The following is a 26,305-nucleotide window of genomic DNA, read 5'->3' on the forward strand; positions in this document are numbered from 1 at the left end:
ATCTGCGGAACGCCGTCGGCGGGAAGCCACCGGCGATCGGACCGAGGAAAAGGAGCACGCTGATGGCGGTGGACGCTGGGGTGCGGCGGCTGCTCGCGGACTCCGGGCAGGCGCGCACACGGGTGAGCCCCCGGACCGACCTGGTCACGGCGTTGCTCGGCGTCTGGTTCGGTGTCGGACTGATGATCGACGCCTGGGCGCACAGCAACCTGGCCGAGCTGGAGACGTTCTTCACGCCCTGGCACGCGGCGTTCTACTCGGGGTTCGCGGCGGTGTCCGGGTGGATCATCTGGCAGGTCTACCGCAACGTGCGCGCCGGCCGGAGCGGCCTGGCCGCGGTACCGGACGGGTACCTCGCGGGGCTGCTCGCCATCCCGGGGTTCGCCGTGTTCGGGTTCGCCGACCTGACGTGGCACACGTTCCTGGGCATCGAGCAGACCATCGACATCCTGTTCAGCCCCTCCCACCTGGGGCTGATCGTGACGATGATGCTCATCATCACGAGCCCGCTCCGCTCGGCCTGGAACGCCCCGGACATCGGGGACCGGCCCAGGCTGTCGCGGCTGCTGCCCGCGCTGGTCGGACTCGGCTTCGGCGCCGCGCTGGTGTCGTTGTTCGTGTCGTACGGCAACGCCATGCAGTGGGGCGCGGAGAGCGTCGTCCGGGCCTTCTCCAGCGTGGACGACGGCGGTGTCGACCAACTGGCCGCCTCGATGATCGTCACGAACGTGGTGCTGCTCGCCCCGGTGCTGTTCCTCCTGCGGAGGTGGCAGCTGCCGTTCGGGAGCGTGACCGTGCTGTCCGCGGTGGGCGTCCTGATGCCGGGCGCGCAGACGGCCTTCGGCAACATGCCGATCCTGCTGACGTTCGTCGCCGCCGGGTTGGCGGGCGACCTGCTGATCCGGTGGCTGCGTCCCTCCCGGGAGCGCCGGGCCGCCTACTGGGCCTTCGCCGGCCTGTCGGCGTTCGTCACCTGGTCTCTGTACATCGCGGTCGCGTCCCTGGTCGTGGGGCGGCTGCCGGCCGTACCCGAGCTGTGGACCGGCGCCCCGACCGTGGCGGGTCTCGTCGGCCTCGCGCTCGGCGCCCTGTTCCTCCCGAACGCGGCACCCGCGGGGGCCGGTGGGTCCGGCGTCCGACAGGCATGATCCGGCTGCTCAGGCTGTCCCGGCTTCCCTGCCCGGTCGGCCTGCTCCGGCTGCTCTGCCTGGCCGTTCTGCTGGTGGTGACGTCGGCGTCGCCCGCGGCGGCGCACGACGTCAGGGCGGGGGCGGACCTGCGGATCGCGCAGACGATCGCGGGCGCGGAGCTGACCCTCGTCATCAAGGCCACGACCCGGGTGCCGGGGCCGCTGCGCGTCGAGGTGATCGGCTTCCCCTCCGCCCCGGCTCTGGACCTGCGGCTCCGGTCGACGGCCGACGGCCGCGTCACGCACGGTACGGCGGCGCCGAGGCGCCCCGCGCAGTTCCGGGTCGAGGAGACCGGGCCGCACGAGCTGACCGTCGGAGCCGGGGGCGAGACCGCGGTGATCCCGTTCCGGGTCCTGGTGGACCGCGGCTCGGGATGGGAGTTCCTGATCTACGGCGGCCTGTTCGTGGCCGGTCTGCTTCTGGTGGGCGGTCTGCTCACCGGGGCGTTCAACCGGCGGGGCAGACCGGCGTTCGTGGTGACCGCGGTCGCCGCCGCGGGGATCTCGGTCGCCGCACTGATCGTGGTCCTCGAACCCTGGCTGCCCACCGGGCCGCCGGACGGTGCCGAGCCGCGGCCCACGGGCTCGGTGCTCGGCCGGCCGTACGTTCAGCGGGTGGTGACCACGGTCCCCGCCCGCCCGGTCGCGGGCGAGGAGTTCGTGACGCGCGTGGAACTGTTCGACGGGTCCACCGGGCGGCCCGTCGACGACCTCGCCGTCCACCACGAGGCCATGGCCCACCTGGTGGTCACCAGCGAGGACGGCCGCTACTTCCGCCACGTCCATCCGCTGCGCGCCGCGCCGGGACGCCTGGAGGTACGGCTGCGCGCCGACCGCCCCGGCCGCTACCTCGCCTACGTCGAGCTCGAACGCACCGACTCGGGCGGCCAGCTTCTCACCGGCTCCTTCACCGTCGCCGGCCCGGCGAAGCCCACGCCCTCGCCCGGCCCGGGGGTCCAGGACGCCGCGGCCGGGACGGTCACGGTGACGCCCGCCGTACCGCGGGCGGGGCGACCCGCCACCGTCGAGGTGGTCACGAACGGAACGCCGCGGCCGTGGCTCGGGATGGCGGGTCACCTCATCGTGCGCGCCGAGGACGGCGAGTTCCTCGGCCACGTCCACGAGATGGGGACACCCGGCGGCCGGCTGCGCTTCACGTTCGGCTTCCCCGCGCCGGGCCGCTACTTCGCCTGGGCGCAGTACGCCACAGACCGCGGCATCACCACCGTGCCCTTCACCGTGGAGGTCCCCCGATGATCCAGGCAAAAGGGGCGAAAGGTCTGAGGGGTCTGGGAGGTCTGGTGCTCGCCGGGCTTCTGGCGGTCATAGTGGCCGCGTTCGTCGTCGCCCGCTCCTCGGGAGGGGACCCGGTGACCACGGCGGGCACCCGCTACGCCGTCACCGTCACCGCCGACCGGAACACGATAGACGTACGGCTCGGCAGGGGAGAGGCCGACACCGTCACCGTCGCCGCCGTGATGCCCGCCATGGGCCACGCGATGCCCGAGGTCACCGCCAGGAAGACCGACCCCGGTCACTTCGTCGCCGAGGGCGACCTGTTCTCCATGGGCGGCGGGTGGGAACTGTCCGTCCGCCTCACCGGCCCTCCGGGCGAGGAGACCATCACGTTCACCACGCTCGTCACCGACTAGCGTCGTGCCTCGCCGTACCTCCCGGGAGAGGCCCGGCGATGTCAATCGCCTGATCCGAACCGGACCCCTGTGGTGAAATGCACTGAATGGAGCGGATGAGGCAGTTGATGGGCGAGATGCTGGTCTGCTGTTTCGTCGTCCTCCTGCTGACCGGGGGCTTCCTGGCCTTCTTCCACGTGCCCAGCGACGGGACGGTCTCCTACAGCGGCTCCTACGAGCCCCTTCGGGGCACTCCCATGAGCGACGCCTACGCCTCGGCCCTGAACATCGGCTTCGACGTGCGCGGTGGCCCCCTCATCCGGCGACTGCACCACACCTCCTCGATCCTGCTCGTCCTCGGGACGATCCTCTGGGCCCTGCTCGGCCGGTTCCGGTACGCCCTCGCGGCACTGGGCCTCGGCGCGCTCGCCGCCCTCTCCGGCTACGGGGCCGTCGACGACCTGCTGTCCGGGACCGTGCTCGGGAAGGTGCCCATCCCCCTGTGGTACGGCCTGCACCTGCTGACGGCGCCGGCCTTGGGCGCGGTGCTGGTGGTCTCCTCGCGGAGGGAGGCCGCCCGGCAGCCCAGAACGCCGGGCCTCATCGCGCTGAGCATCGGCCTCACCGTTCTGGCGGTCCTCTCCTTCTGACCGCCTCTCGTCAGGGCCGGGAGAGGACCGCCTCTCGCCGGGGCCGGGAGAGAAAGCCACGAACGCCCCTTCTCCGCCATCGAGAAAAAGCACCGGCCGATATCGATCACAGCTCGCGCCCCAGGCGGTTCTCGGCGTTTCCGGAAACCGGAATATCTCTCCCGGTCGTCGGCTCCTCCGAATCGCCCTCATCCGCCCGTCCAAAACTGTGATCACCTTCTATGATCGCCGGGCAACTGTCAGAACGGTCTCGTTGGCGGAACCTGCGGGCCGTTTTGCTGACTTTTTCGGAAATCACTTCCCATGCACCCTGGACGGTGATCTGTTTCGCCGGACGACATTTCGAGGGTCCCGGCGGATAACCAGACGGGACACACCGAAAAGTCAGGAGAGAAATGACCGGAAATCATGCGGGGAGAACGGGGGCACGACGCCTGAGAACGGCGGCGGGAATCCTCGCGTTCGTCCTGGTGGCCGCCCTGACGCAGGCCGTACCGGCTGAGGCGGCGGTCCTGAAATGCGGCGACTCGATAGTGTCCGGCAGACCCCTGACCGTCACCCTCGACAACGACCTGAACTGCCCATCGGGTTACGCCCTGACCATGAACTCGGACAACGCCTTCCTCGTGACCCTCGACCTCGCGGGCCACACCGTGGCGGGCGGCATCCTGGTGTACACCCCCTCCCGCGTACTCGTGAAGAACGGGCGGCTCTCAGGACTCACCGCCTCCGAGAGCACCACCGTGACCCTCACCGACGTGCGAGGAGTGAAACTGACCGTCAGAAACCGGGCGACGGTGACCGCCAACGGAACGCCGAGCACCTGTGAAATAGACTCCATCCACCTCACGCAGGCCCGCCTGACGGCGGACGACTGCACCCTGCACGGGGGCACCTTCTACCAAGGGGTGCCGACCGTGAGGTCGAGCGTGGTGAGCAACGGCTCGCTGAGTTTCACCGAATCCAGCGACGGCCTGTTCACCGGAAACGTCTTCGACAACGCCCCGGTGTCGGTGGGCTGGGAGTCGGTCGACTTCACCTTCCGGAACAACGTCTTCAAGAACGCCGGAACGGCCCTCGTCATGGGCGGCATCTCGCGGGGTCCCTGGTCCTCGGGCACGGTCGAGAACAACGAGTTCAACGACAACTCCATCGGAATGCGCGCCGGGCCGTACTTCGACACGATGACCGTGCGGAACAACACCTTCGCCCGCAACACGACGGTCGGCCTGTACATCGACAACCGGGTGACGCCCCGGCAGTCCTACCCGGTCTCCGACAACGTCTTCCTGGACAACGGGCAGGCCCCCAGCGGAGCCACCGACCGCTGGGGCAACCCCCTCCAGGGCGGCCTGCACGTCGTGAACTCCAGCGAAGAGAACGGGCCGCCCTACTCTCCCCGGATCACCCTCACCCGCAACACCGGCTCGGGCAACGCGGACTACCTCATCTGGGCGCCGTCGCGGGATGTGATCGACGGAGGCGGAAACCAGGGCCCCTGCAAGCCGGGCGACGTCGACCTGATCTGCTTCTGAGACCCTGAGGCTCATCTGAGGCCCTGAGGTTCATCGCTTCCCGAAAGGCCGCCGCACGAACCGCCGGAGCCCACCCTCCGGCGGTGCCTCCCGAGGCCGTGGCCCCGCTCCACGTGGCCGATCCCTCATCCGCGCACGACAGTGAACATGAACGGACATCATCCGCGAAGGGGATCGGTCAACGGGGGACCGTCCGGCCGATCACCACACCCGTCATGACCGCTCAGGCGGTCCTGGGGGTGGCACGCACACCCAGATGGACGTACGGCGAGCCGTCGGCGAGCTCGTAGAAGACGGCCGACACCCACTGCGGCTCCCCTTCCGGACGGCCGACGAAGGTGGTGTCGTCCACCGGAACGAGGTCGAACTCCATGGGCGGCTGCATCCCGGCGAGGGCGCCGGTGGGCTCGTTGTACAGCGAGAGCCGGCCGTCGCGGACCGACATCGTCATCCGGGCGCCCGCCCGTTCGTACACGCCGGCGTACCGCTCGACGTCGGTCTCGAACGGCTCGGCGGGAGGGCCGAGCACGGGCGGCACGGCCAGGCCGAGCAGCTCGTCGAAGAGCTCGGTGGCCAGGGCGTGCTGGAAGGCGGCGGTGTGGCCGCCGTTGGCCAGCACGCACACCACCGTCTCCGTCTCGGGGATCACCCAGAGCATGGCGGCCTGGCCGATGGTGTTGCCGCCGTGGGAGAGGACCCGGCGGCCCTGCCACTCGTCCAGGATCCAGCCGACGCCCCACTGCCTGCCCATGGTGTACGGGTTGGGGATGTCCACCTGCGGCTCCCACATCGCCCGAGGGTCGGCGAGCAGCTCGGTGCCCAGATGCGCGCGGGCGAACGCGACGACGTCGGCGGGCCGGGCGCAGATCAGCCCGGCCGGGCCGGCGGAGCGCATCAGGCCCCAGACGGGGGCGGGCCGGCCGTCCATGTGGCCCATCGCACCGCGGAAGCGCAGCACGTCCTCCGGCAGGGTCCAGGTGTGGGTCAGGCCGAGCGGCTCGATGACCTGCTCGCGCAGCGCGGCGTCCCAGACCTTCCCGGTGAGGTGCTCGATGACGCGCCCGGCGATGGTGAACCCGGAGTTGCAGTACGACTGGGTGGCGCCGAGCGGGTGGTTCTGCGCGAGGTCGGCGCACGCCCGCACGTACTTCTCCACGCAGTCGTCGCCGCGGCCCGTGTCGAGGAACAGGTCCCCGTCGATGCCGGAGGTGTGCGTGAGCAGATGCCGGATCGTGACGGCCTTGCTCACCTCGGGATCGGCGACCCGGAACTCCGGCAGCACCTCGGCGACCGCGGTGTCGAGCGTCAACTCACCACACTCGACGAGCAGCATGATCTGGGTCGCGGTCCACACCTTGGTGACCGAACCGATCTGGAAGAGGGAGTCGGTGGTCACGTCCACACCGGTGGCCGTGTTGAGCACGCCCGCGGCGAACTCGTGCACCTCACCCTCGTGCAGGAAGGCCAGACCCGCACCGGGCACCCCGAAACGGGCGATCAGTTCGGCGAGACGGGCCCGCCATCGACCGGGATCCACTGCTGCAGCCACTCGACGATCCTTTCGTTGCAGTCCACCCGACGGTACGGGCGGCCGTCGAGGATGAACAGGTGGGAGCCGTCCGGGTAGCGGACCAGCCGGACCGGCACGCTCCGCTCGCGCAGCGCGGCGAACCACCGCTCGGCCTGGCCGACGGGACACAGGTAGTCGCCCTCCCCGTGGAGGAGCAGCGCCGGCGTGGTCACCCGGTCGACGTGGGTCATGGGAGACTGCGCGGCGGCGTCGCCGCGGCATTCGTACGTCCTGAGGAAGTGACCCTCGTCCGAGGCGCCCGCCGCGCTGACCAGGCCGCTGAGGCACCCACCGGAGATGGCCGTCTTAAAGCGATCGGTCCGGGCGGGCAGCCAGTAGGAGACATAACTCCCATATCTGTAGCCGATCACCGCGAGCCGATCGAGCATGGCGATCCCCTCACCCACCGGCTCGTCGATGGGGCTCAGGAGGTCATCAGTGTCGGCGATGCCCCAGGCGCCGAGCACGGCCTTGCAGAACGCCTCGCCGTACCCGTCGCTGCCACGCGGGTTGACGGTCAGCACGGTCCAGCCGCGTGCGGCGAGCACCTGGTGGTAGAGGTGGATCCCGTCGAACACCGGCGCCCAGGCGTTGTGCGGACCACCGTGCGCATCCAGCGGAAGCGGCCCCGCCCCGGTGAGCGTCTCGTCCCGCAGCACGAACCCCTCCACCGGCGTCCCGTCGGGGGCGGTGAACGTACGGCGGCGCGGCGTGAACAGCTCGACATCGGGAAGCGCGTAGTCGGAGAGTTTGATCTCGGCCGTTATCCCGACCGACGGGGCCTCCGCTTCGGCCGCGGGCGGGTCTGTGATGTGGCCGTCTCCCGTACTTGATGGGGTCTCCGCCCCGGTCCCGGGCGTGGACGTCCCCTGCGCCCGATGGGGCCTCCGCCTCGGCCGCGGACAGGTCCGCGATGTAGACGTCTCCCGCGCGCCCACGGGGCCGGGGATGTCCGCCCGATCACCGAACGCGGACGGCTGTCCTATCCGCTCACGCCAGGTAGAGACGACGGTCGAACCCGCCGCGCTCCTCCCGTTTGCTGGCTGCCACCTTCTCGATCGCACTCCAGTCATGCCCATTGACCGTAGCCAGCGCGCGCAGAACTTCGTACACATCGGCGATCTCCTCCGCGACTTCGGAGAGAGACGCTTCGCCGAGTTCGGTGGCCTCTTCAAACAATTTAGTCAGCAGAGCGCTGCGGTAGTCGATGTCGTCGAGCACGGTAATGACCGGCTCCTCGCCGCTTTGGCGGATGATATCCGGAATCTTGTCCCGAACCAGCTTGCCCATGCTCCACGTCCTCCACCTCAAGCGGCCTACCTGCAAGGCTCCCGAGCCTATCGAGCCTCAGTGACATCCAGCTGATCGCGAACTACCCTGAACCGGTCTAAACGCGATCAAGGCTGGTATGTACGGATGACTGCGGAGTTCTTTCGCGAAGAACCGACGGCTCGCTCCTCATGGAGGCTGGCGGTGCTCATGGGCGCCAACTCGCGTACTTACAAGTTCGCCTTAGGGGAGGCGCTCCTGGGCGCCGCTGCCGAAGGACGCACCGACATCCCTCTAAGGGATCTGGCCAGGCCGTACGCGATGAGGCTGGTGGAGCATCTGGCGCAGGCGCCGCAGGCCTCGCCGAGGAGCGTTACCGGCGGAACCGACTTCCTGACCGTGGCTCAGGAGGAGGCCGCAGAGTCCGTCCGGCTTGGTTCCCCCACGGAGAAGCTGCTCGCCGCGGCGATGAAGTCGATGCCCGAGATGGTGATGCAGAAGTTCCACAATCTGCGCGGCCACGGTGGCGCTGAGATACCCCATCGCTTCTACGAGGTGACCGGCAGCTCCCGGGAGCGGGTGGTCAAGCTGACAAAGCACCTCCGTGAGGTCGCCCTATCGGAGCAGAGGTCGACCCTGCAGGCGGAACTGGCTGCCAGGTGGAGCATCGTTGAGACATCCTTCGCCGCCGGGGTAGGCCGAAGCCTGGTCGAGGAGGGCGTAGCGGTCGATCTGGAGACACTGCGGATCACCGACAAAGAACGACGGCGCTCAGTCGCTGGGGTCACCGAGGCCGTCATCGGCTTTCAGCATGGTCGCTGCATCATCTGCGCTCAAGCGCTCATCCCCGGCGTCGATGAGGTCGCGGTCGACCACGTGTTCCCATACTCCTTCAAGCGGCTCCTGAGCGGTACGGATGTCGACCTGGACGCGATCTGGAACCTTGCCCCCGCGCACAGGCCCTGCAACGGGCAGAAGAGCAACCAGCCGCCCTCACAGGGCCAGCTCACCCGTCTGGCTCTGCGGAATGAGGCGATCATGCAGTCACCGCACCCGCTGAAGCGAACCCTCCAGCTGACGCTGAAGCGGCACGGTCATTCAGGCGGGCGGGCCGGCGAATGGTGGGATCTCATCAAAGAAGTGCGTAGCCGACTCCAATAGCGGCGTGGAACAGGCAAGCAGTTCGCTGTCGCCTACCGGTCAAGGCCGTCCGGTGCGGCTCATCGTCCATGCGGGGGCAGCGAGCGGTTGCGGGCAGCTCAGTTGAGCATCAGCCAGGCTTGCGTGGTCCCGGAGATACCCCGTCAAGATCATCCCCCTATGTCCCCTGGTCAAGGGCTTAAGGTCGCATGTGGTTGCCCTAGGCGACCTGTCCAGGGTCCGGTAGGCGAAAGACACACGACTGAAAACCGCAGGCCAGGGGTCTAACGACCGGTCAAGATGGTGCCCCCGGCATGATTCGAACATGCGACACCCGCTTTAGGAGAGCGGTGGTCGCATAGAGGGATCATGCGGCGTGAGCTGGGCGAACGTCCCATGTAGCCCCATCCCTTGAAAGATCATCCCGTGCATGTCCCACACTCGTCAGATTTGGGATCGAGAAGGAAGGGTGGCATGGCTGCCTGCTTGCAAGGGGAGGCGGCCACGGCGTAGAGGCTCCTGCCCTGGTGACTCGGCGGAAGCAATCCCGTGGCATGTGATCGCGAAGGCGGTATTGCTGTACGGCAAGGAGCACGCGATGGGACCTAACCATCTGATCCGTAGTTAGAGAGTGATCGTTCAGGCGTGTCTAGACCCGTTGGCATTTGCGTTACAAGATCATTTAGTGCCGAGAGATCCGATCCGTGGCGGCCGCCGACGCCTACGGCGAAGTTTGATCAAGGCGGTTGGCGTCGGCGGTTGCCACGGTCCGCGGGGGTCTGGGGGCGGCGGAGCCCCCAGTTGTGGGATGGGAAGGTGAGGAGTTCGCGATAGGCTGTGGCGTCCGCCCCTCCCGTGACATCGAAGGAAACTCACGTGCTGGTGCCTGCTGCCCTGACCACTCCCACAGTTACCCCGGTCGGTTCGGTTCCAGAGGGTAAAGTCGCGGACTATCTCACTGGCAAGTTGGTTAACGACACTGCCGAAGAGTATGTTCGCCAGAACATCGAAAAAGCATTGGTTCGGCAGTACAAGTACGCGGCGAAGGACTGCGAGCCTGAGTTCCCCATTCGAGTCGGCAGCAGCAGGAAGCGGGTCGACATTGTGGTCTTTGGTCCAGGTCAGGACCATGCTCAAGCTAATGCGTACATCTTGGTCGAGACTAAAAAAGCCGACGTTAAGCCAACCCACCGCACCGAGGGAATCGGGCAGCTTCAGTCCTACATGGCCGCGTGTCTTAACGTCCAATATGGCATGTGGACCAACGGCGATGATCGGTTCTGTTATGCCAAGCGATCAGACGGTAAGGGTAGCTGGACCTTTGATGAGATCATCGACATCCCTGGCTTTGGCCAGACGGAGGAAGACGCTCAGCGGCCTAAGCGGCGAGATCTAAAGGTAGCTACCGCTGACAACCTCCTATTTGCTTTCCGTCGGTGTCACAACTACATCGCCGCGCATGAAGGCAAGCAGAAGACCGAAGCCTTCTGGGAATTGCTCAAACTAATCTTCACCAAGATTGAAGATGAGCGCTCAAACAAGATCAACTTTTATGCGACGCCGAGTGAGCGTGAGAACGCTTCCGTCGCCACCTCGGCTAAGAAGCGTATTCAAGAGTTGTTCAAAAATAAGGTCGTCCTGAAATATCCGACGATCTTCGAAGCTAGAGACATGACCATCGACCTGAAGCCGAGCGTCGTGGCCTATGTTGTGACTCAGCTACAGGGATACTCTTTGCTTGCGTCGCCCGTCGACGTTAAAGGCGTAGCATACGAGGAGATTGTCGGATCGAACCTGCGCGGCGATCGGGGCGAGTTCTTTACTCCCCGCAATGCCTGCCGCATGGCCGTTACAATGCTAAATCCTCAACCCGATGAGCGTATCCTCGACCCTTCGTGTGGTACGGGTGGATTCCTCATCACAGCGATGAACCATGCTGTCGACCATATCGAACGCAGCGAGCGTGAACAGTGGATCGACCCAGCGAATGGTACTGATGCCGAACGCCAAGAATTGTTCCGGCGCCGCTCGGAGTATCTGTCCCAGTGCGTCTTCGGGATTGATTTGAATCCAGCGCTTGTGCGTGCAGCGAAGATGAACATGGTCATGAACAATGATGGTTCGGGTGGGCTCTGGCAGGCAAACACCCTAGAGAACCCGCACATGTGGCAGAGTGACCTTCGTACTCGGGTACCGCTTGGGAGCATCGACGTTATCGTGTCGAACCCTCCCTTTGGAACCAAGATTCCCATTGATGACGAAGGAACGTTGTCGCAGTACGAACTCGCTGCTACGTGGGATCAGGACGACGCAGGTAATTGGACGATCCGTCGTGACAAGCATGGAAACCCTGTGCTTCAAAAGTCCCAGCCACCCGAGATCCTATTCATTGAGCGATGCCTTCAGCTGCTAAAGCCTGGAGTTGGTCGTATGGCCATGGTCATTCCAAACGGCATTCTCAACAACCCCGGTCTAGCTTACGTTCGTCACTGGCTGGTGCGGCGTGCACAGATTCTTGCCGTCGTCGATATGCATCGCGACCTGTTCCAGCCGGGTAATGATACTCAGACCTCGATGGTTCTTATGCGAAGGCTTAATTCCGAGGAAATAGCAAACGCAGAATCTACAGGTCTCGACTACCCGATTTTCATGGCCGTTGCTGAGAGTATCGGACACGACAAGCGCGGCAATGTTATCTATCGACGGACGGCCGAAGGTGAGGACGCCTTGGTTAGCCGTGTTGAAACAGTGACTGAAATCGACCAGGAAACCGGGGCTGAGGTGTTGCGCGAGATCGAGGTAACCGAGCGCCAGGTCGACGACGAGCTTCCAGAAGTTGCGACTGCATACCTCCGTTGGCTAAGCGAGCAGCGATGATCGTCGCACCAGTTCGCGCAAAGCTAGCGTTTGCAGACGGACGCCTCGATGCTAAGTACCACTGCTCTCCTGGCGTCCAGGCGAATGAGCACATTCTGTTGCTCAAGGAGGGGGGTGCGGAACTTCGCCCCCTTGCTGGAGAAGGAGGCTTGGGTTACGTCAGCCCTACATCTCGTACGAAGCGTGTCTATGCCGCCGCCGGCGAGGAATCGATCCCATACCTACGTCCGTACGATGTGTTCGACTATCTCCCCCAAGCGGCCGATCTCCTTTCCAAGGCAGGAAACGCCGACTTCGGCCGTCTAATGCCAAAGCCCGGAACAATCCTTCAGACATGTTCGGGTCGGAATCTTGGACCGCTGGCATACGCCGACGAGTACATAAGTCGGTTCGTCGTGAGCGACGATATGCTCCGTCTCAACATCGAGAATGAAAGCGATCGTCTGTACGCATTGACTTTCCTTAGTACGCCAACAGGTCAAGCTCTGCTCACGCGCAGTAAGACTGGTAATGTAATCGATCACCTATCCGCCGAAGACCTTGGGGCAGTCCAAGTCCCGTTCATCGACGACGCTTTCACGGTAGAAATTGTCGGACTCATGCGTAAGGCAATTAGTGTACGGGAACAAGCAAGGATTCGACTGGACGAACTAGTTGCCGACTTCCAGGAAGCGCTCCCGCCGATCAAGCGGTCAGGAAAACTCCGTGATGGCTGGACGCAGAACGCTAGTGCGCTCGGAAGTCGACTCGATGCGGCATACCATGATCCGCTTGTTAGTCGAACCCGAGAGGCGCTTGCAGCTATTGGCGGCGTGAAGGTAGGCGAGGTCGCTCAGACGTCCATGCCGAACCGCTATAAGCGCTATTATGTGGAGTCGGAATTCGGTCGTCCAATTCTCTCGGGGCGCCAACTTCTTCAGATGAGGCCGGTGAATCTTCAATACATCGCCGCTCGGGCACTCGACTTCTCTGAATACGAACTAGGTGTCGGGACTCTTGTGTTTGGTGCACGAGGTCGCGCCGAAGAACGTATCTCTCTTCCCGCTCTAATCACGGAGGAACGAGCGGACTGGCTAGCCAGTCACAATGTGATGAGGGTCCGCCCTAATGAGGGTACGAGCCCTGGGTGGCTTTATCTTTGCTTTGCCTCCAGGCACGTCCAATTGCAGGTGAAAGCGAGCGCTTTCGGCTCGGTTGTTGATGTCGTTGATCCTTACAACCTCAATGATGTGATTCTCCCGCCACTTGACGAGGAAAGTGGTGATGCTGCGTTGCAGTGCTGGCGCGACTTGGGCGCTGCGAACACTCTTGAGGCTGAAGCGGTAAATCGATTTGAGGCAGCTATCCTGCGCAAGGTAGGCGCCTCTATCTGACACTTCTTTCCTGTGCGGAAGAAGTTAACGGCACCGTCTGGGTATCCACTGCGGCTGAATCGGACGGAACGGGGCGCATCCCGGTGCGTGGGCGGCGCGGCCGCGACCGGCCGGAGAGCCGCAGCGCGGCCGGCGACCGCCCGACGCACGGCGGGCCGCGAAGCGGACCGCCTTTAAAGACGGAGAGAAAGTTCTCATTCAGCCGGTGCTGGCTGGCCTTCGGGCCGGCCCTGGTCGTCTCCGGGTTCGATGCGCTCGGGTGGTCCGCCGGTCTTGGGGTCGGCGACGAAGGTCCCGATGTTGCGGACGGTGTAGACGAGTCCTTCGGCGATGAGGGCATTGATCACCTTGCGAGCGGTTCGTCGGGCGATCCCGAACTCTTCAGCCATGCGCGGCTCCCCAGGGACGGGGTGCCCCGGCTTGTACTCGCCGGCTTGAATGCGTCGACGCATCTCGGCGAGAACCTGCTCTGACTTGGGCTGATCAGGCCGGAAGTGGATCACAGTACAAACGATAGGAAGCGACCGGTAGCCCCAGGTCAACAGACGTTACGACACGTACCGATCAGCAGGAGTAGGAAAAAGTGTTGAGGGGTAGGCAGGAGTAGGAATGACTGTTTATCCTGGACAGGATGTCGACGGGAGGGAAGTCATGGTCACAGCCTTGCCCGATGAAGCGGGCGCGGTGGATGCGGCTGAGGAGCTTCGTAATGCCCTGGCCGAGCATGAGATCCCTGCCGATGTCCATGACGGCTACGGCCTGGCGGTGGTGTCGGTGTGGGTCGATCTGCTCGTCTGGTGCGACGGGCGGCGCTTCTGGTGGCGCACCGAATGGAACGCCCGCCAGCGCCGCCCGGTCTACGCCTGGCACTCGGCGCTGGAACCCGTCCAGGCGGCGCAGCGGGTCGCCCGACGTTATGCCGACCTGCGCCGCGAGCACCCGGCGCGGCCGGAAGAGCGCAGCGCATGTCCGCAGTGAGCCACTGCCTGAGCCCGCACGCGGCAAGGCCGCAGCACGGCTGCGAACGGTTGGTGTGGCGGGCGCCGTGCCGGTCGCTGGTGCGGGTACGGCCGGTGGCCTGGACGTGCTCATGCCGGGCAACGGTCTATGAGCTGTGCGTCGGTGGCGGGCGGGCGTTCCTGCGCCGGACGGTCCAGCTCGACGGCGCACCCCATGTCCAAGAGACCACGCGCGTGTCGATCGCTGAAGCTCAGGCCACCTGGACGGCGGTTCTGTCCGGGCACGCCTGCTGAAAGACGGGCGGGGCGGCGAGAAAAGGAGGGGATCTCGCCGCCCCGCCTGCCGGGAGCTCATCCCACACGGCTCCCGGCCCCCAGACTTCCCCCGCCCCTCGCCGGCCGTCCCCAATGGTGACTCGGTCTCGACGTCGGCCCCGGGAGCGGTGCCCGCCGCCCCCGTCGGTCACCGCTCTGCGCGTTCCCCGTAGACGGGGCCGACCATCCGAGGAGACACCACCGGTCCGGCAGGGGCGGGGGAAGCACGAAACACCCGCCGCTCAGGCGGCCACCGTAGGAGGAGGCGGAAGGATGACGGACCGGCTCTCCCCCGGCGGCTGCCCGCACCGCTCGGTGTCGTGGACATCGACCCCGGACGGGGCATGGACCGGCGCGCGGTGCGCCGGCTGCGGGACCTGGTGGCGGCTGGACCTGATCCCGCCGGAGGTGGCGGCGCGGCTCACCGGGGGTGTGCCTCCTCGCGAGAACGCCCGGCCGTGCGCAACCTGTCGTAGGCGCCCATGATCTCCTTGGCTGCGGCCTCAGCGTCGATCCGGTCGGTGTGGAGGCGCAGGTGAAAGAATCCCGCGTCCGCGCCGGTCTCCAGGTCGGTGAGGGTCTCGTCCCACGCGGCAAGGCGCCGCTCGGTGTCGGCGTCGCCACGGCCCCGGGAGCGCTGAGCGGTGACCTCGCGCGGCACCCACAGCAATACCCGCAGCCATCCGTCCGGCTCGCGGCCGACGAGGCGGCGCAGGTCGGCGAGGTTGCCCATGTGCGTGACCGGTACGGCTCCGGCGGCGGTCAGCGCTTCGATCGTCTGCCGGTCGACGGCGTAGACATTGCCGTAGCGGTGCGTCTCGGCCAGCAGCCGCCCGGCCTCACGCAGCTCGGCGAGACGATCGGCGGTGACGAACTCATACCCCTGGCCGCGGCCGGTGCCGACCTTGAGCTTGGGCAGCAACACGAACCGCGGATCGGCTCGGGTAAGGGCGGCGGTGACGGTGTCCTTGCCGCTGGCCGGCGGGCCGTACAGAACGACTCCGGCCCGGTTCACGACAAGATCCGCTTGAGGGCTTCGCGGGTCTGGTCGGCGAGACTGATCGCCGACCCGAGCCGGTTGTCGACGGTGACGTGGGCGGTGGGCGGACTGGTCTCGACGTCCAGGCCGGCCACGTACTGCTCCCAGTTCTCCAGCTTCCAAGCGTCCCGGGCGGCGCCGCGGAACTCGATGTACTCCCGCATCGACTCCGGATCGCAGCGGACCCAGATCGCGGCCACGTCCACGCCCTTGGCCGCGCACCGGTTCTCCAGCCGGGCGAACCACTCCTCATCCTTGAGCTCGGCGATGAAGGGCGCCGACAGGATGGCCGAGGTGCCGACCTTGAGGTTGTCCCACGCGGTCTCCATCAGGCACCGGTACTCGAACGGCCGGACCTCCTTGAGGTACAGCTCGGTGTGGCGGTCGTGGGGGTCGCCACCGAGGGAGATGAGCAGCCGCTCCACGATGCAGCGGGTCAGGGAGTCCTTGTCCAGGAACGCCCAGCCGGTGATGTCGGACAGGAAGCGGGAGAACTCCGTCTTGCCCGATCCGGCGTATCCGCCGACGAGGACGAGGATGGGCTTGGGGCTGCCGCCGCCGTGGCGCCGGCGCCAGGCGTCGACCACCCGGTTGCGCAACAGGGCTTGCGGGGAACCGGAGCTGATGTCTCCGACGGAGACCTTGGTGAAGGCTTCCTCAATGACCTGGGCGGCGGCGTTGTCCGCGGCGGGGTCGGCGGGCGCGGGCAAATCGGAAATCATGATTTCCGCTTTCTGGGATTCACCGGGCAAGGGGGGTCGAAAGCCAAGTTCAGGCTCGGTGGCCTGGTAAAGCAGGCAATATGCGCGCCGGTAATGCGGGCCTGGATAGACGGCGCCTTGCTCGTGCGACCAGATGGTCTGGAAGTTCGCGGCCGGTACGGCAAGGCCGTGACCGCTGGCCGCCTGGCGGAGCCGCTCGCCCGCGGCCTCCAGGGTCAGACCGTGGGCCTCACGGTGTTCCCGCAGGCGGGAAGGGGTCCAGCCGGGGCGCTGGGTCGTCTTCATTGCATACCTTCGCCTTCACGCTATGGAGGGTCGTGCGCGGTGTGCGGTCGTGCATGTGAAAACGCTCGTGTAAATGGACGTTGAGAGCAGCTGAAGAAGCTTAACCAGCTCGACGTGATACCGGGAAGCCGCAGCTCACGGTGGAATTAGGTCACGCCGCAAGGCGGTAAGGACACCACCGAACAGAGGGGGAAGCGATGATTCCGGACCCTCAGCGCATCGTCTGGGAGTTGAACGCGATCCGGGCGGAGCTGGACGAGCTGGCGTGCCGGCTCGGTGAGATCAGCCTCGCTCTTCGAAGACTGCCGCCTCAAGAGCGGAGAGACGGTCCCCCATCTGCTTGAGCGATTGGCGCATCTGGGTGATCTGCTCCAGGATCTCCGACGCCGCTTCCGGGGTGACCGGCTCGGACGGCTCGGCGGGGGCCTGGCGGACGAACACTCCCTTGCCCTGCTGGCCGACTACAAGCCCTTCGGTCCGTAGGACGCTGATCGCGGCTTTGATCACGCTGGCGGAGACGTCGAAGCGTTCGCAGAGCTGGGCGGTGGACGGCAGGGCGGCGCCGGGTTGCAGAGAGCCGGCGCGGATCTGCCCGCGCAGTTCGTCGACGATCTGCAGGTAGGCCGGTCGGCCGGTCTTCTCCACCATCATCTGTGCTCTCCTCGTCTCGCCTCCAGTTGAGCACACCCCGGTAAAGAAACCAACCAGGACGCCAAAGCACTCCTTGACAACTTAGAATTCCAAGCGTTCTATGTACTCCAAGAGTTCCACCATCCCACTTCAGCAAAGGACATCAGCCATGCGCACCATCCCCATCCCCGTCGACGTCTCCAAGCTCCAGATCACCTGCGTCAAGCCGCCCAAGCCCCGCCTCGTCAGCCGGGACACCGGCGAGATCAAGCGCGACAAGGACGGCAACGTCATGTACGAGCTCACCCTCCTCATCGAGGACGAGTTCAACCGCATGGAGCTGGTCAAGGTCACCACCACCCCCGAACCGCAGATCACCGCGGGCGAGGAGGTCATCCCGGTCAACCTGGTCGGCTACGTCTGGGAACAGGCCGGCCGCTGGGGCATCGCCTACCGGGCCGCCTCCTTCCTGCCTGCCACCTCCGCCGGCTACCACGCCCCGGCCGCCCCGGCCGCTCCGGTCAGAACGGGGGCGGACCTGTGATCGACCTCGGCCACCCCCTGCTCAAGGTCCTCGCCGCCCTGCTCCTCCTGATCGCCTGGCGGCGGTGGGCGCCGGTCTCCTACTGGTACGCCCTGGTCTTCCCGCGCAAAGCCCTGTGGCTGCGCTGGTCCTGGCGGCACGTGGCCTCCGGCTGCGGGCTGACCAAAAAACGCCGCCGCTGGTGGTTCACCGTCATCCCCAACCTCGTCGCCTCGACCGGCGTCGTCCGGGTCCGGCGGCGCTTCCAGCGGGTCGAGGTCGACACCAAGCCCTGGATGGGCCTGCCCCGGCCCACCCGCAACGGCTTCCGCGTCACCTTCCACCTCCTCGACGGACAGGTGCCCGACGACTACGCCAAGGTCTGCGAACGGCTCGCGCACGCCTGGCGCATCGAGGCCGTGCGCGTCGTTGGCTCCCGACCCGGCCGCGTCACCCTCCAAGGGATCACCCGTGACCCTTTAGCGCACGTCGCGCCGGCCGTACCCCCGGCTGAGCCCCGAGACGGCTGGCGGGCTGAGGACCTGCTTCGCCCGGTCGTCGGGGTGCTGGAGACCGGCGCGGCCTGGCGGATGGACTTCCGGCTCATCCCGCACTGGATGAACGCCGGCGCCACCCAGTCGGGCAAGTCCAACCTGATCAACGCGCTCATCGTCGGCCTGGCCCCGCAACCGGTCGCCCTGGTCGGCTTCGACCTCAAAGGCGGAGTGGAGCTGTCGGCCTACGCCGACCGCCTCACCTCGCTGGCCACCACCCGCGAAGAATGCCTCAACCTGCTCGGCGACCTCATCGCGGTCATGGGCGCCCGGATGCTCGCCTGCCGCCGCTACGGGGTCCGCGACATCTGGCAGCTCCCCGACGCATGCCGGCCCATCCCGGTCGTGGTCCTGGTCGATGAGCTGGCAGAGCTGTACCTCACCGCCGACAAAGCCGAAAAGGATCAGGTCACCCGTACGGCTACCGCGCTGCTGCGCATCGCCCAGCTCGGCCGCGCGTTCGGCATCCACCTGGTGCTGTCCGGCCAGCGCATCGGCTCCGACCTCGGCCCCGGCGTCACCGCGCTGCGCGCCCAGATCGGCGGACGCGTCTGCCACCGGGTCAACGACCCCGAAACCGCCGTGATGACCCTCGGCGACCTCGACCCCGACGCGCTGGTAGCCGCCCGCTCCATCGCGCCGGAACTGCCCGGCGTCGCCGTCATCACCGGCTCCGATGGCCGCTGGTACCGGGCGCGGTCCGGCTACGTCTCCACCGACGCCGCCGAACACGCCGCCACCGCCTACGCCCACCTGACCCCCTCCTGGAACCAGGTGGCCGCCTCCGGCCTCGGCCACGAGCTGCCCGCCACCGACGACATCCCCGAACTCGCCGCCTGACCCCCTCTCGACCCCACCGGAAGGAGGTAACGATGACCACGAGCAGGCCCCGGCTGGCCGTACGGCTCGCCGACGCCGGACCGGTGCTGATCCTCGCGCTCATCGCCGGAGCGGGCAGCTTCACCCACATCCGCGACACCGCCACCGAACACGGCCAAAACGGGCCGATGGCGTGGGCCGTGGCCGTCTGCGTCGATCTCACCTGCGTCATGGCCGCCCGGGAACGCCAGCGCGACCGCAAAACCGGCCGCCGCCCGGACGGCTGGATCTCCTGGCCCACCCTCGTCCTCGTCGGCGGAATCACCCTCTCCTTGGCCGCCAACCTCGCCCAAGCCGAACCGACCCCCTGGGGATGGATCTGCGCCGCGACCCCGGCCGGCGCCTTCCTCATCGCCGTCTCCATGCTCGAACGACGCGCTTCGGCCCCTCAACCCGAACCGGCCCCGGACCCCGCCCCCGCTCCTGTCCCTGTCCCGCACGCCGTACCGGAACCCGCGGCCGAACCCGCCGCGCTCGTCCCCTCACCCGGCCCCGCCGTACCGGCCCGAACCGAACCACCCAGCGACCACGGCGACACCGGACCGACCGGCGAACTCGTCGACTACGCCCGTCGAGTGGCCGCCGAACACCACGCCCGGCACGGCCGGCCCATCACCCGCGACACCCTGCGCGCCCGCCTCGGCGTGTCCAACCAACTCGCCGCAGACCTGCTCCACGCCCTGCGCGAGCAGCCCGACCCCGCCTGAACCCGCGAAGGAGAACCCCCATGCGCATCCGCATCGACGGCACCTACGCCGAAGTCGTCCACGCCGCCAACACCATCCGCACGCTCCTGCCGATCCGGCAGATATCGCCGGTCATGAAGCTGCGCGAGCGGCCCCATACCTGGCGGGTGTTCCTCAACACCGCCCCCAGACGCGACACCGGGAGATGGATCACATGACCGACGACCTCAACGCCCCGACCGCCGAACTCCGCGACATCGCTCCCCGGCGCTGGCAGTGCTGCCACTGCGGCGGGACCGGCGTCGATGGCTACGGCGAGACCTGCGAGCACTGCGAGGGCCTCGGCTTCTGCTGAGCCCTTGGCGCCCCCGGCGTGACCACACATCCGCCAAGACGTCTGTCACGTCGGGGGCCATCCCGAACCGAACCGCTCGACCCGGAAGGGACGCACCCCATCATGCCAAGCACCCACGCGATAGCCGGACTCATCACCCGGCTCCACGATCCCCACTATGCCCGCTGGGCCGCCCAGATCCGCGCCACTGGCGGCTGCCGCCAGCCGATCCACCTGCGCGGCCACGTCCATCACCTCGACCCCGCCACTGGCCGGCGCCTGCACTCCTACACCACCGCCACCGAACCGGACGGCGTCCTGCGTGTTCCGTGCAAGACCCGCCGGGCCTCCCGATGCCCGGCCTGCGCCGAGACCTACCGGGCCGACACCTACCAGCTCATCCGCGCCGGCCTCGTGGGCGGCAAGGGCGTCCCCGAGACGGTCACCGGCCACCCGTGCCTGTTCGTCACCCTCACCGCCCCCTCCTTCGGCCTCGTCCACACCCGCCGGGAGAAGAACGGCAAGGTCCTGCCCTGTCACGCCCGCCGCGACGCCGCCACGTGCCCGCACGGGCGGGTCATGTCCTGCACCGCTCGGCACGGCACCGATGAGACGTGCCTCGGGGAGCCGCTGTGCCCGGACTGCTACGACTACGCGGGAAGCGTGCTGTTCAACGCCCTGTCGCCGGAGTTGTGGCGGCGCTTCACCCTGGCGCTCCGCCGCAACGTCGCCAAGGCCGCGGGCCTGACCGTGCGGGAGCTGCGCGAGCAGGCCGTGGTCTCCTTCGCCAAGGTCGCCGAGTACCAGCGGCGCGGCGTCGTCCACTTCCACGCCGTCATCCGCCTCGACGGCCCGGACGGACCCGCTTCCACGCCTCCGGCCTGGGCGAGCGCCGACGTCCTGGCCGACGCCGTACGGCACGCCGTCTCGGCCGTGACGGTCACCGCCCCGGCCGCGGCCGACGAACCGGCGCGAGTGCTGCGCTGGGGCACTCAGCTCGACGTCCGCCCGATCACCCTGGACGGTGAGCTCACTGATCAAGCGGTAGCCGGCTACATCGCCAAGTACGCCACCAAGGCCGCCGAATGCGTCGGCACCCTCGACCGGCGCGTCAGCCCCCTCGACGACCTGGCGGCCCTGCCCCTGCGGGAGCACGCCCGGCGACTCATCGCCGAATGCCTGCGCCTGGGCGCCCTCGACGAGCTGGCCGACCTCCGCCTTGCCCACTGGGCGCACATGCTCGGCTTCCGCGGCCACTTCTCCACCAAGAGCCGCCACTACTCCACCACCCTCGGCGACATCCGCGCCGAACGCGCCGACTACATGCGCGACGAGGCCGTCAGCACCGGACGGCTCCCGCTCTTCGACGAGGACACCGTCCTCGTGGTCTCCCACTGGGAGTACGCCGGACAGGGCTACTCGCTCGGTGATGCCGTTCTCGCCGCCGCGCTGACCGGGAGATCGCTGCCCGCGTCTCCGGTGCCCGAGGAGGTGCACGATGCGTCGGTCTGATGACCCGCTCCTCACCGTGCCCGAAGTGCTCACCGTGCTGAACGGAATCTCTCGCCGCACCTTCTACCGGTGGCGGGAGCTCGGCAAGGCGCCGGTCTGCATCCAGTACCCCAATGACGAGCTGCGTGTCCGGCGCAGCGACCTGGAAGTGTGGCTCGACTCGCTGCGGGAGGCGTCGTGACCGTCACCTACGAAGTCCGCATCTGGGAAGTCCGCCGGAACCAGTCCAGCAAGGCACCGTCCTTCGAAGCGCGCTGGAAGGTCGGCAGCAAGTCACGATCCAAGACCTTCAGGACCAAGGCGCTGGCCGAGAACTTCCTGTCCGACCTTCGCCAGGCGGCGAAGAAGGGGGAGGCGTTCGACGTCGCCACGGGGCTGCCGGTTTCGATGCTGGCGGACGCCGAGCCTTCGGGGCCGTCCTTCATGCAGTTCGCGCAGTCGTACGTGGTCAGCCGGTGGCGCACGACGGCTCCCCGGACGCGGGAGACCGAAGCGTACGCGCTGTTGTCGCTGATTCCGGCGCTGGTGGCCGACGTTCCGGGACGGCCGGAGGACGACGAGCTGCGGCAGGTGCTACGTAACCACGTGCTGCTTCCCGAGAGCCGGCGGGGGACACTGACCCGCGCGCAGGCCATGGTGCTGCGCTGGCTGGAGAAGGCATCCCTTCCACTGGCGGATCTCCAGGAGGCGCGGATCGTCCGGACCGCACTCGACGCCATCTCGGCCACCTTCGACGGCGGGGAAGCCGCTGCCAACACCATACGGCGGAAGCGGGCGATCCTTCATCACCTCCTGGAGCTGGCGGTGGAACAGAAGGTCTTCCCGACCAACCCGTTGCACGAGATCAAGTGGAAGCCACCCAAGGCAGTCACCGTCGTCGACCCTCGTACGGTCATCAATCCGGCTCAGGCAAGGCAGCTCCTGGCCGCCATGCCGAAGGTCGGCCGCACCCGGGGCGCCCGGCTCAAAGCCATGTTCGCCTGCATCTACTACGCGGGTCTACGGCCGGAGGAAGCGGCGGACCTCCGTTTGAAGAACTGCACCCTGCCCGAATCGGGATGGGGTCAGATCATCCTGGAGAAGGCACGACCGCAGGCGAACAAGCGGTGGACCGACTCGGGGGAGACCCACGAGTCGCGCAGCCTCAAGCACCGGGCGAAGAAGGAGACCAGGGAGATCCCTATCCCGCCGGCTTTGGTCGTCATCCTTCGGGAGCACATCGACGCCTACGGCATCGAAAGTGACGGTCGGCTGTTCCGGACGGCCAATGGCGGCTCCTACTCCAGCTCGGCATACTCCTACGTCTGGCAGGAAGCTCGATCGCTCGTCCTCACCGACGAGCAGGCGAGGTCACCGCTCGCCGCCCGCCCCTATGACCTGCGACATGCCGCCCTGTCCCTGTGGCTCAACGCGGGAGTGCCGGCCACCGAGGTGGCCAAGCGTGCCGGGCACAGCGTGGAGGTCCTCCATCGGGTCTACGCCAAGTGCATGGAGGGCCAGCAGGAACGGATGAACGGGAAGATCAGCAGCGCCCTCGACGAGTGATCCTCGTAGAGACTCGGCTCCAGGCCTCGGCACATGCCGGGGCCTCAGCCTATGTACGGCTTGCTCGCGCTTTCGAGGAAGTGGCCGATCCGCAGGCGCATTGACCGGTCCATCGATAGGGAGAGCACCTCGTCCCGCGGTATCCAACGCACCTCGCGGGACTCGTCGCTCGGCGTCGGCTCGCCGTCGACGGCTCGGCCGGCGAGCACGATGGAGAACTCCTGCCGGGCCTCACCGTCGCTGGTGTAGACGATCACGTGCCTGGGGTCGGTGTACGTCCCGACAAGTCCGGTGATCTCACACTTGATCCCGGTCTCCTCCAGCGTCTCGCGGACCGCCGCATCGGGCAGGGACTCACCGAGGTCAATCGCACCACCGGGAACGGCCCAGTTGCCGTTGTCACTGCGGCGGATCATCAGGATCTCGCCCGCCTCGTTGGTGACCACGACGTTCACCGAAGGAACCAGGCTGTTGAGCCTGGGCGCGGCGGGGTCATCGTAGAAGTCGATCCGGCGGCCCATACTCAGAACTCTACCGGCATGACACTACGAACCATTGTGATGCCTGCCTGCAGTTATTCCACCAAATTCGGTCAAGATAGAGAGTCCGGGTTGTACACCCTGGGGTGCGGTATGAGTCCGGCCAGGTAGGGCGCATCCCGCGATGAAGGGCGCTGCCACGCCGCTAAGCTGGAGTGCGGGAACTCCGCGATCCAGAGGAGGCTCCGCATCGTGTCCTGTTGCTCCTGCCAGGCATGGTCCGCAGGGTCATTGTTGTCCAGCACCGAGGGGTCGGCTTGGGCAATCAACCAGTTGAGCAGACCTATCAGTTCCGGATGCGCTGCCCGGAGTACAGTATTCACCGCCTCCCATAAGACATAGCTGCATTCGCTGACCCCGCCGAGGATGGCCGCTTGTTCAAACTCCTCGCGCATAGGCTTGGAGAGTCGGCTGAGCAGCCCGTCATGCCCGTCGAGCATGATCGTTTCCATGCACTCCCGGAGCGGGTCGACGGTGATGCTTTTGTTGACGGCGCCCGCAGTGTTGTACCGCGCCACCACGCCTATCCAGGCGAGACGCCGGGATGTGGAACTGTTCCGCTCATCTTCATCGCCCTGCCCCAGCACCAGGACCATCGGTGGTCCGGCGACAAGGCCAGTTCGTCTGACTCCCTTTGGAAGAGCCCTGGTCAGGCGCTGTTCCACTCTTAGCTTGGCACGTATAGAGGCAAGTTCTTCAGAGGCGAGAGTCACTATGTAGGCCACACGCGGAGCGTAGTGGAGCTGTCCTGATTTTTGCTTCGTGAGTCAGGGAATCGAGGAACATCTGGTACCTCTTCGAAAGTCACTTGCCGATGTCTTGGAGGATGTCCGTGGCGCACATTACATCGGTGACCACGTGGTCCGGGGGGTGCTCATGGTCGGGCTGAGTGCCGCGGTCGATCCAGATCGTGCGCAGGCCGGCTGCGTGTCCTCCACCGATGTCCGCGACGGGGTGGTCCCCGACCATCCACCCGCCATCAGCGAGGCTTACGCCGCATCGCCTGGCGGCGATCTCGAACAGGCCGACGTCGGGCTTGCGAATGCCCTCGGCGCCCGAGAGCGCATAGCCGTCGACGACATCAGCCAGGCCCGTCCGCTGGAGCTTGCCGAGCTGGTTGTCCGCCGTCCCGTTGGTGACGACCCCAACGCGCCATCCGGACGCGCGTAGCTCGGTCAGCGCGGCCATGACCTCGGGACGGCACTCGACGAGATGGGGCATCCGCCGGCGGTAGGCGGCCCACAGATCTGCTGCCGAAGCGGACAGCTTGAACCGCTCGCGGACCTTGGTGAAGAACAGCTCGCGGTGGGGCAGGCCGTTACGGTCCAGCTTGACCAGATGATCGACGGCCTTCCGGCCGAGCCGATGCTCCTCGGCGAACTCGTGCGCCCACAGCAGGAAGGCGGCGTCCAGGTCGATGAGCGTGTTGTCGAGGTCGAAGAGCGCCAATCGCTGCACGATGTCCGATCCTAGGCGGGGCCGGCTTTCCCCGCAGGCCCGTGCTCTGGCCACTGGCCAGTGCTGTGGGACCGGTGACCGCGGCCCACTCAGAGGAGAGGCGACCTGCGGAAACGTGCCAAGATCCATCCCACGCATATCCCACAGCCGCTGACATACGGCTGCCCACGGTGGCACACGGCTGCGTAGAGCCGGATTGAGGAAAGACGCGAACGCTCAGGTCAAGGGCGTGATCGCTGGTCAGAAGAGTGCCCCCGGCATGATTCGAACATGCGACACCCGCTTTAGGAGAGCGGTGCTCTATCCCCTGAGCTACGGAGGCAGGGACTCTCTACAAGGGTAGCGAAAGTTCGGCGTGTGTGCGCGCCGGGTGGGTGGGTGGCGGTCGAAGGGCGCGTCATCCCTTCGCTGAGCTGCGGTAAAGGCGTGGCAAGTGGCGGCGTGGCCGTGTGGCGGGCGTGGCTAGTGTCACGCTGCGTGATCGAACGGCGACCTGTTCGCAGCCGGGAGCGTCGCGCGCTGCGGCCGTTGGTGCTCTGCGGGGCGATGCTGGCTCCCGCGCTGCTCGCCACCGGGCTGCTGGTGGCCGACCTCACCGGGTACGGCGATGCCGTCCGGGACGCCGGTACCGGCGGGGTGCCTGAGGGGGGCGTCATCGCGGCTTTGCCGTACGTGGTCGTCCCCGTTCCGGACGCGGCCTTCGGGCCGAGGTGGGTGCCTCCTCCACCTCGGCCCGACCGGGTGTACGAGGGGTGGATGCCGGGGGTCGTGGTGGCCCGGCCGCGCCGTCCGGTGGAGGTCGCCAGGGAGCCCAGGACGCGTCTGACGGCCCCCAGGGTGACCGTTCCGAGGGGCGAGCGTACGGCGGAGCCCGCTGAGACGCCGCGGCCGGAGGCGGAGCCGACGCCCGAGGTGTCGGGGACGCCGCGGCCGGAGAGCGCGGACGCCGTGTTCGAGTGCCCGAAGGAGTGGTGGGGGACCTGGCTGTGGGAGGTGTGCGAGGAACAGGAGTGGGAGGGTGCTTGAGGCAGCAGGCTGACAAAAGGTGAGTTCCGCACATAACGGCTGCACCGTCTCTGGCTCGGACACTT

29 protein-coding genes and 1 tRNA gene are annotated in these 26,305 nt (G+C 66.9%); 19 read left to right on the forward strand and 11 right to left on the reverse strand.

Features of this window, described 5'->3' with window-relative positions:
- The first annotated feature begins 62 nt into the window (after positions 1-62).
- From IEZ10_RS10795 to IEZ10_RS10815, 5 genes are all read left to right on the forward strand, one after another.
- The gene (locus tag IEZ10_RS10795) at positions 63-1,148 is read left to right on the forward strand and encodes a hypothetical protein (protein ID WP_189246350.1); all 1,086 of its coding nucleotides are present in this window, start codon (positions 63-65) and stop codon (positions 1,146-1,148) included.
- Complete coding sequence (locus IEZ10_RS10800; protein WP_189246351.1) at positions 1,145-2,446, forward strand: DUF8832 domain-containing protein; 1,302 nt, start codon at positions 1,145-1,147, stop codon at positions 2,444-2,446. Before IEZ10_RS10795 ends, IEZ10_RS10800 begins: the two co-directional genes overlap by 4 nt.
- A 44-nt stretch (positions 2,447-2,490) precedes the next feature.
- Positions 2,491-2,841 carry a hypothetical protein gene (locus tag IEZ10_RS10805; RefSeq protein WP_189246352.1) on the forward strand — a complete coding sequence of 117 codons (351 nt, stop codon included), beginning with the start codon at positions 2,491-2,493 and terminating at the stop codon, positions 2,839-2,841.
- Between the two features lie 95 nt (positions 2,842-2,936).
- On the forward strand, positions 2,937-3,470 hold the full coding sequence (locus tag IEZ10_RS10810; RefSeq protein WP_189246353.1) for a hypothetical protein: 534 nt from the start codon (positions 2,937-2,939) through the stop codon (positions 3,468-3,470).
- A 395-nt stretch (positions 3,471-3,865) separates the two neighbouring features.
- Entirely contained in the window at positions 3,866-5,005 is a 1,140-nt protein-coding gene (locus IEZ10_RS10815) for a right-handed parallel beta-helix repeat-containing protein (protein WP_189246354.1), read from the forward strand.
- A 223-nt stretch (positions 5,006-5,228) separates the two neighbouring features.
- Here IEZ10_RS10815 and IEZ10_RS10820 read toward each other — a convergent pair whose 3' ends face one another.
- The 3 genes from IEZ10_RS10820 to IEZ10_RS10830 all read right to left on the reverse strand — a co-directional run bounded on the left by IEZ10_RS10820 (position 5,229) and on the right by IEZ10_RS10830 (position 7,865).
- Positions 5,229-6,554, reverse strand: coding sequence for a serine hydrolase (locus IEZ10_RS10820; RefSeq protein ID WP_229811138.1), 1,326 nt, complete (start codon positions 6,552-6,554; stop codon positions 5,229-5,231).
- Positions 6,503-7,234, reverse strand: a complete 732-nt coding sequence (locus IEZ10_RS10825; RefSeq protein ID WP_189246355.1) for an alpha/beta hydrolase family protein — start codon at positions 7,232-7,234, stop codon at positions 6,503-6,505. The genes IEZ10_RS10820 and IEZ10_RS10825 overlap by 52 nt, the downstream gene beginning before the upstream one ends.
- A 331-nt stretch (positions 7,235-7,565) precedes the next feature.
- Entirely contained in the window at positions 7,566-7,865 is a 300-nt protein-coding gene (locus IEZ10_RS10830; protein ID WP_189246356.1) for a nucleoside triphosphate pyrophosphohydrolase, read from the reverse strand.
- 126 nt (positions 7,866-7,991) lie between these two features.
- On the opposite strand from IEZ10_RS10830, the gene IEZ10_RS10835 reads away from it, so the two are divergent.
- The 3 genes from IEZ10_RS10835 (at position 7,992) to IEZ10_RS10845 (ending at position 13,234) form a co-directional block, all read left to right on the forward strand.
- Positions 7,992-9,005: an HNH endonuclease gene (locus tag IEZ10_RS10835; protein WP_189246357.1), complete on the forward strand. Its 1,014-nt coding sequence runs from the start codon at positions 7,992-7,994 to the stop codon at positions 9,003-9,005.
- Between the two features lie 855 nt (positions 9,006-9,860).
- The gene (locus IEZ10_RS10840; protein WP_229811139.1) at positions 9,861-11,861 is read left to right on the forward strand and encodes a type I restriction-modification system subunit M; all 2,001 of its coding nucleotides are present in this window, start codon (positions 9,861-9,863) and stop codon (positions 11,859-11,861) included.
- Positions 11,858-13,234 (forward strand): restriction endonuclease subunit S domain-containing protein, encoded by a 1,377-nt coding sequence (locus IEZ10_RS10845; RefSeq protein ID WP_189246358.1) that lies wholly within the window; start codon positions 11,858-11,860, stop codon positions 13,232-13,234. Before IEZ10_RS10840 ends, IEZ10_RS10845 begins: the two co-directional genes overlap by 4 nt.
- A 194-nt stretch (positions 13,235-13,428) precedes the next feature.
- Here the strand turns inward: IEZ10_RS10845 and IEZ10_RS10850 are convergent, their stop codons facing one another.
- On the reverse strand, positions 13,429-13,737 hold the full coding sequence (locus IEZ10_RS10850; RefSeq protein WP_189246359.1) for a GntR family transcriptional regulator: 309 nt from the start codon (positions 13,735-13,737) through the stop codon (positions 13,429-13,431).
- Between the two features lie 106 nt (positions 13,738-13,843).
- Here IEZ10_RS10850 and IEZ10_RS10855 point away from each other — a divergent pair, with 106 nt between their 5' ends.
- Both IEZ10_RS10855 and IEZ10_RS10860 read left to right on the forward strand, forming a co-directional pair.
- Complete coding sequence (locus IEZ10_RS10855) at positions 13,844-14,212, forward strand: hypothetical protein (protein WP_189246360.1); 369 nt, start codon at positions 13,844-13,846, stop codon at positions 14,210-14,212.
- Positions 14,200-14,487 (forward strand): hypothetical protein, encoded by a 288-nt coding sequence (locus IEZ10_RS10860; protein ID WP_189246361.1) that lies wholly within the window; start codon positions 14,200-14,202, stop codon positions 14,485-14,487. Before IEZ10_RS10855 ends, IEZ10_RS10860 begins: the two co-directional genes overlap by 13 nt.
- A 442-nt stretch (positions 14,488-14,929) precedes the next feature.
- Here the strand turns inward: IEZ10_RS10860 and IEZ10_RS10865 are convergent, their stop codons facing one another.
- The 3 genes from IEZ10_RS10865 to IEZ10_RS10875 all read right to left on the reverse strand — a co-directional run bounded on the left by IEZ10_RS10865 (position 14,930) and on the right by IEZ10_RS10875 (position 17,205).
- On the reverse strand, positions 14,930-15,523 hold the full coding sequence (locus IEZ10_RS10865; protein ID WP_189246362.1) for a nucleoside/nucleotide kinase family protein: 594 nt from the start codon (positions 15,521-15,523) through the stop codon (positions 14,930-14,932).
- Positions 15,520-16,269 carry a P-loop nucleotide/nucleoside kinase family protein gene (locus IEZ10_RS10870; RefSeq protein ID WP_229811140.1) on the reverse strand — a complete coding sequence of 250 codons (750 nt, stop codon included), beginning with the start codon at positions 16,267-16,269 and terminating at the stop codon, positions 15,520-15,522. Before IEZ10_RS10870 ends, IEZ10_RS10865 begins: the two co-directional genes overlap by 4 nt.
- Before the next feature lie 567 nt (positions 16,270-16,836).
- Entirely contained in the window at positions 16,837-17,205 is a 369-nt protein-coding gene (locus IEZ10_RS10875) for a GntR family transcriptional regulator (protein ID WP_229811141.1), read from the reverse strand.
- Positions 17,206-17,353: 148 nt separating this feature from the next.
- Here IEZ10_RS10875 and IEZ10_RS10880 point away from each other — a divergent pair, with 148 nt between their 5' ends.
- The 8 genes from IEZ10_RS10880 (at position 17,354) to IEZ10_RS10915 (ending at position 23,217) form a co-directional block, all read left to right on the forward strand.
- The gene (locus IEZ10_RS10880) at positions 17,354-17,728 is read left to right on the forward strand and encodes an SCO3933 family regulatory protein (RefSeq protein WP_189246364.1); all 375 of its coding nucleotides are present in this window, start codon (positions 17,354-17,356) and stop codon (positions 17,726-17,728) included.
- Entirely contained in the window at positions 17,725-19,101 is a 1,377-nt protein-coding gene (locus tag IEZ10_RS10885) for an FtsK/SpoIIIE domain-containing protein (protein WP_189246365.1), read from the forward strand. The genes IEZ10_RS10880 and IEZ10_RS10885 overlap by 4 nt, the downstream gene beginning before the upstream one ends.
- 32 nt (positions 19,102-19,133) lie before the next feature.
- Positions 19,134-19,847: a DUF2637 domain-containing protein gene (locus tag IEZ10_RS10890; protein ID WP_189246366.1), complete on the forward strand. Its 714-nt coding sequence runs from the start codon at positions 19,134-19,136 to the stop codon at positions 19,845-19,847.
- Positions 19,848-19,867: 20 nt separating this feature from the next.
- Positions 19,868-20,044 (forward strand): hypothetical protein, encoded by a 177-nt coding sequence (locus IEZ10_RS10895; protein ID WP_189246367.1) that lies wholly within the window; start codon positions 19,868-19,870, stop codon positions 20,042-20,044.
- Positions 20,041-20,181 carry a hypothetical protein gene (locus IEZ10_RS10900; RefSeq protein ID WP_189246368.1) on the forward strand — a complete coding sequence of 47 codons (141 nt, stop codon included), beginning with the start codon at positions 20,041-20,043 and terminating at the stop codon, positions 20,179-20,181. Before IEZ10_RS10895 ends, IEZ10_RS10900 begins: the two co-directional genes overlap by 4 nt.
- Before the next feature lie 102 nt (positions 20,182-20,283).
- On the forward strand, positions 20,284-21,672 hold the full coding sequence (locus IEZ10_RS10905) for a replication initiator (RefSeq protein ID WP_189246369.1): 1,389 nt from the start codon (positions 20,284-20,286) through the stop codon (positions 21,670-21,672).
- Positions 21,659-21,853: a helix-turn-helix transcriptional regulator gene (locus tag IEZ10_RS10910; RefSeq protein WP_189246370.1), complete on the forward strand. Its 195-nt coding sequence runs from the start codon at positions 21,659-21,661 to the stop codon at positions 21,851-21,853. Before IEZ10_RS10905 ends, IEZ10_RS10910 begins: the two co-directional genes overlap by 14 nt.
- Entirely contained in the window at positions 21,850-23,217 is a 1,368-nt protein-coding gene (locus IEZ10_RS10915) for a tyrosine-type recombinase/integrase (RefSeq protein ID WP_189246371.1), read from the forward strand. The genes IEZ10_RS10910 and IEZ10_RS10915 overlap by 4 nt, the downstream gene beginning before the upstream one ends.
- Before the next feature lie 44 nt (positions 23,218-23,261).
- Here the strand turns inward: IEZ10_RS10915 and IEZ10_RS10920 are convergent, their stop codons facing one another.
- The 4 genes from IEZ10_RS10920 to IEZ10_RS10935 form a co-directional block, all read right to left on the reverse strand.
- Entirely contained in the window at positions 23,262-23,738 is a 477-nt protein-coding gene (locus tag IEZ10_RS10920) for an NUDIX hydrolase (RefSeq protein WP_189246372.1), read from the reverse strand.
- A gap of 71 nt (positions 23,739-23,809) precedes the next feature.
- A complete protein-coding gene (locus IEZ10_RS10925) occupies positions 23,810-24,352 on the reverse strand; it encodes a hypothetical protein (RefSeq protein WP_189246373.1) in 543 nt (180 codons plus the stop codon).
- Positions 24,353-24,560: 208 nt separating this feature from the next.
- The gene (locus tag IEZ10_RS10930; protein WP_189246374.1) at positions 24,561-25,214 is read right to left on the reverse strand and encodes an HAD family hydrolase; all 654 of its coding nucleotides are present in this window, start codon (positions 25,212-25,214) and stop codon (positions 24,561-24,563) included.
- A 249-nt stretch (positions 25,215-25,463) separates the two neighbouring features.
- Positions 25,464-25,536: transfer RNA gene (locus tag IEZ10_RS10935), tRNA-Arg, on the reverse strand.
- A 155-nt stretch (positions 25,537-25,691) separates the two neighbouring features.
- On the opposite strand from IEZ10_RS10935, the gene IEZ10_RS10940 reads away from it, so the two are divergent.
- Positions 25,692-26,240: a hypothetical protein gene (locus tag IEZ10_RS10940; protein ID WP_189246375.1), complete on the forward strand. Its 549-nt coding sequence runs from the start codon at positions 25,692-25,694 to the stop codon at positions 26,238-26,240.
- Positions 26,241-26,305: the final 65 nt, after the last annotated feature.

The sequence above is a fragment of the Streptosporangium pseudovulgare genome (genome assembly GCF_014648055.1).
GTDB lineage: Bacteria > Actinomycetota > Actinomycetes > Streptosporangiales > Streptosporangiaceae > Streptosporangium > Streptosporangium pseudovulgare.

Bases quoted from the DNA above. Each gene is read 5' to 3' on its own strand.
- IEZ10_RS10895 (WP_189246367.1), top strand. From the start codon at position 19,868: ATGCGCATCCGCATCGACGGCACCTACGCCGAAGTCGTCCACGCCGCC.
- IEZ10_RS10875 (WP_229811141.1), bottom strand. From the start codon at position 17,205: ATGATGGTGGAGAAGACCGGCCGACCGGCCTACCTGCAGATCGTCGAC.
- IEZ10_RS10815 (WP_189246354.1), top strand. From the start codon at position 3,866: ATGACCGGAAATCATGCGGGGAGAACGGGGGCACGACGCCTGAGAACG.
- IEZ10_RS10925 (WP_189246373.1), bottom strand. From the start codon at position 24,352: ATGGTCCTGGTGCTGGGGCAGGGCGATGAAGATGAGCGGAACAGTTCC.
- IEZ10_RS10810 (WP_189246353.1), top strand. From the start codon at position 2,937: ATGAGGCAGTTGATGGGCGAGATGCTGGTCTGCTGTTTCGTCGTCCTC.
- IEZ10_RS10855 (WP_189246360.1), top strand. From the start codon at position 13,844: ATGACTGTTTATCCTGGACAGGATGTCGACGGGAGGGAAGTCATGGTC.
- IEZ10_RS10900 (WP_189246368.1), top strand. From the start codon at position 20,041: ATGACCGACGACCTCAACGCCCCGACCGCCGAACTCCGCGACATCGCT.
- IEZ10_RS10920 (WP_189246372.1), bottom strand. From the start codon at position 23,738: ATGGGCCGCCGGATCGACTTCTACGATGACCCCGCCGCGCCCAGGCTC.
- IEZ10_RS10830 (WP_189246356.1), bottom strand. From the start codon at position 7,865: ATGGGCAAGCTGGTTCGGGACAAGATTCCGGATATCATCCGCCAAAGC.
- IEZ10_RS10795 (WP_189246350.1), top strand. From the start codon at position 63: ATGGCGGTGGACGCTGGGGTGCGGCGGCTGCTCGCGGACTCCGGGCAG.
- IEZ10_RS10890 (WP_189246366.1), top strand. From the start codon at position 19,134: ATGACCACGAGCAGGCCCCGGCTGGCCGTACGGCTCGCCGACGCCGGA.
- IEZ10_RS10880 (WP_189246364.1), top strand. From the start codon at position 17,354: ATGCGCACCATCCCCATCCCCGTCGACGTCTCCAAGCTCCAGATCACC.
- IEZ10_RS10835 (WP_189246357.1), top strand. From the start codon at position 7,992: ATGACTGCGGAGTTCTTTCGCGAAGAACCGACGGCTCGCTCCTCATGG.
- IEZ10_RS10800 (WP_189246351.1), top strand. From the start codon at position 1,145: ATGATCCGGCTGCTCAGGCTGTCCCGGCTTCCCTGCCCGGTCGGCCTG.
- IEZ10_RS10845 (WP_189246358.1), top strand. From the start codon at position 11,858: ATGATCGTCGCACCAGTTCGCGCAAAGCTAGCGTTTGCAGACGGACGC.
- IEZ10_RS10860 (WP_189246361.1), top strand. From the start codon at position 14,200: ATGTCCGCAGTGAGCCACTGCCTGAGCCCGCACGCGGCAAGGCCGCAG.
- IEZ10_RS10910 (WP_189246370.1), top strand. From the start codon at position 21,659: ATGCGTCGGTCTGATGACCCGCTCCTCACCGTGCCCGAAGTGCTCACC.
- IEZ10_RS10870 (WP_229811140.1), bottom strand. From the start codon at position 16,269: ATGATTTCCGATTTGCCCGCGCCCGCCGACCCCGCCGCGGACAACGCC.
- IEZ10_RS10905 (WP_189246369.1), top strand. From the start codon at position 20,284: ATGCCAAGCACCCACGCGATAGCCGGACTCATCACCCGGCTCCACGAT.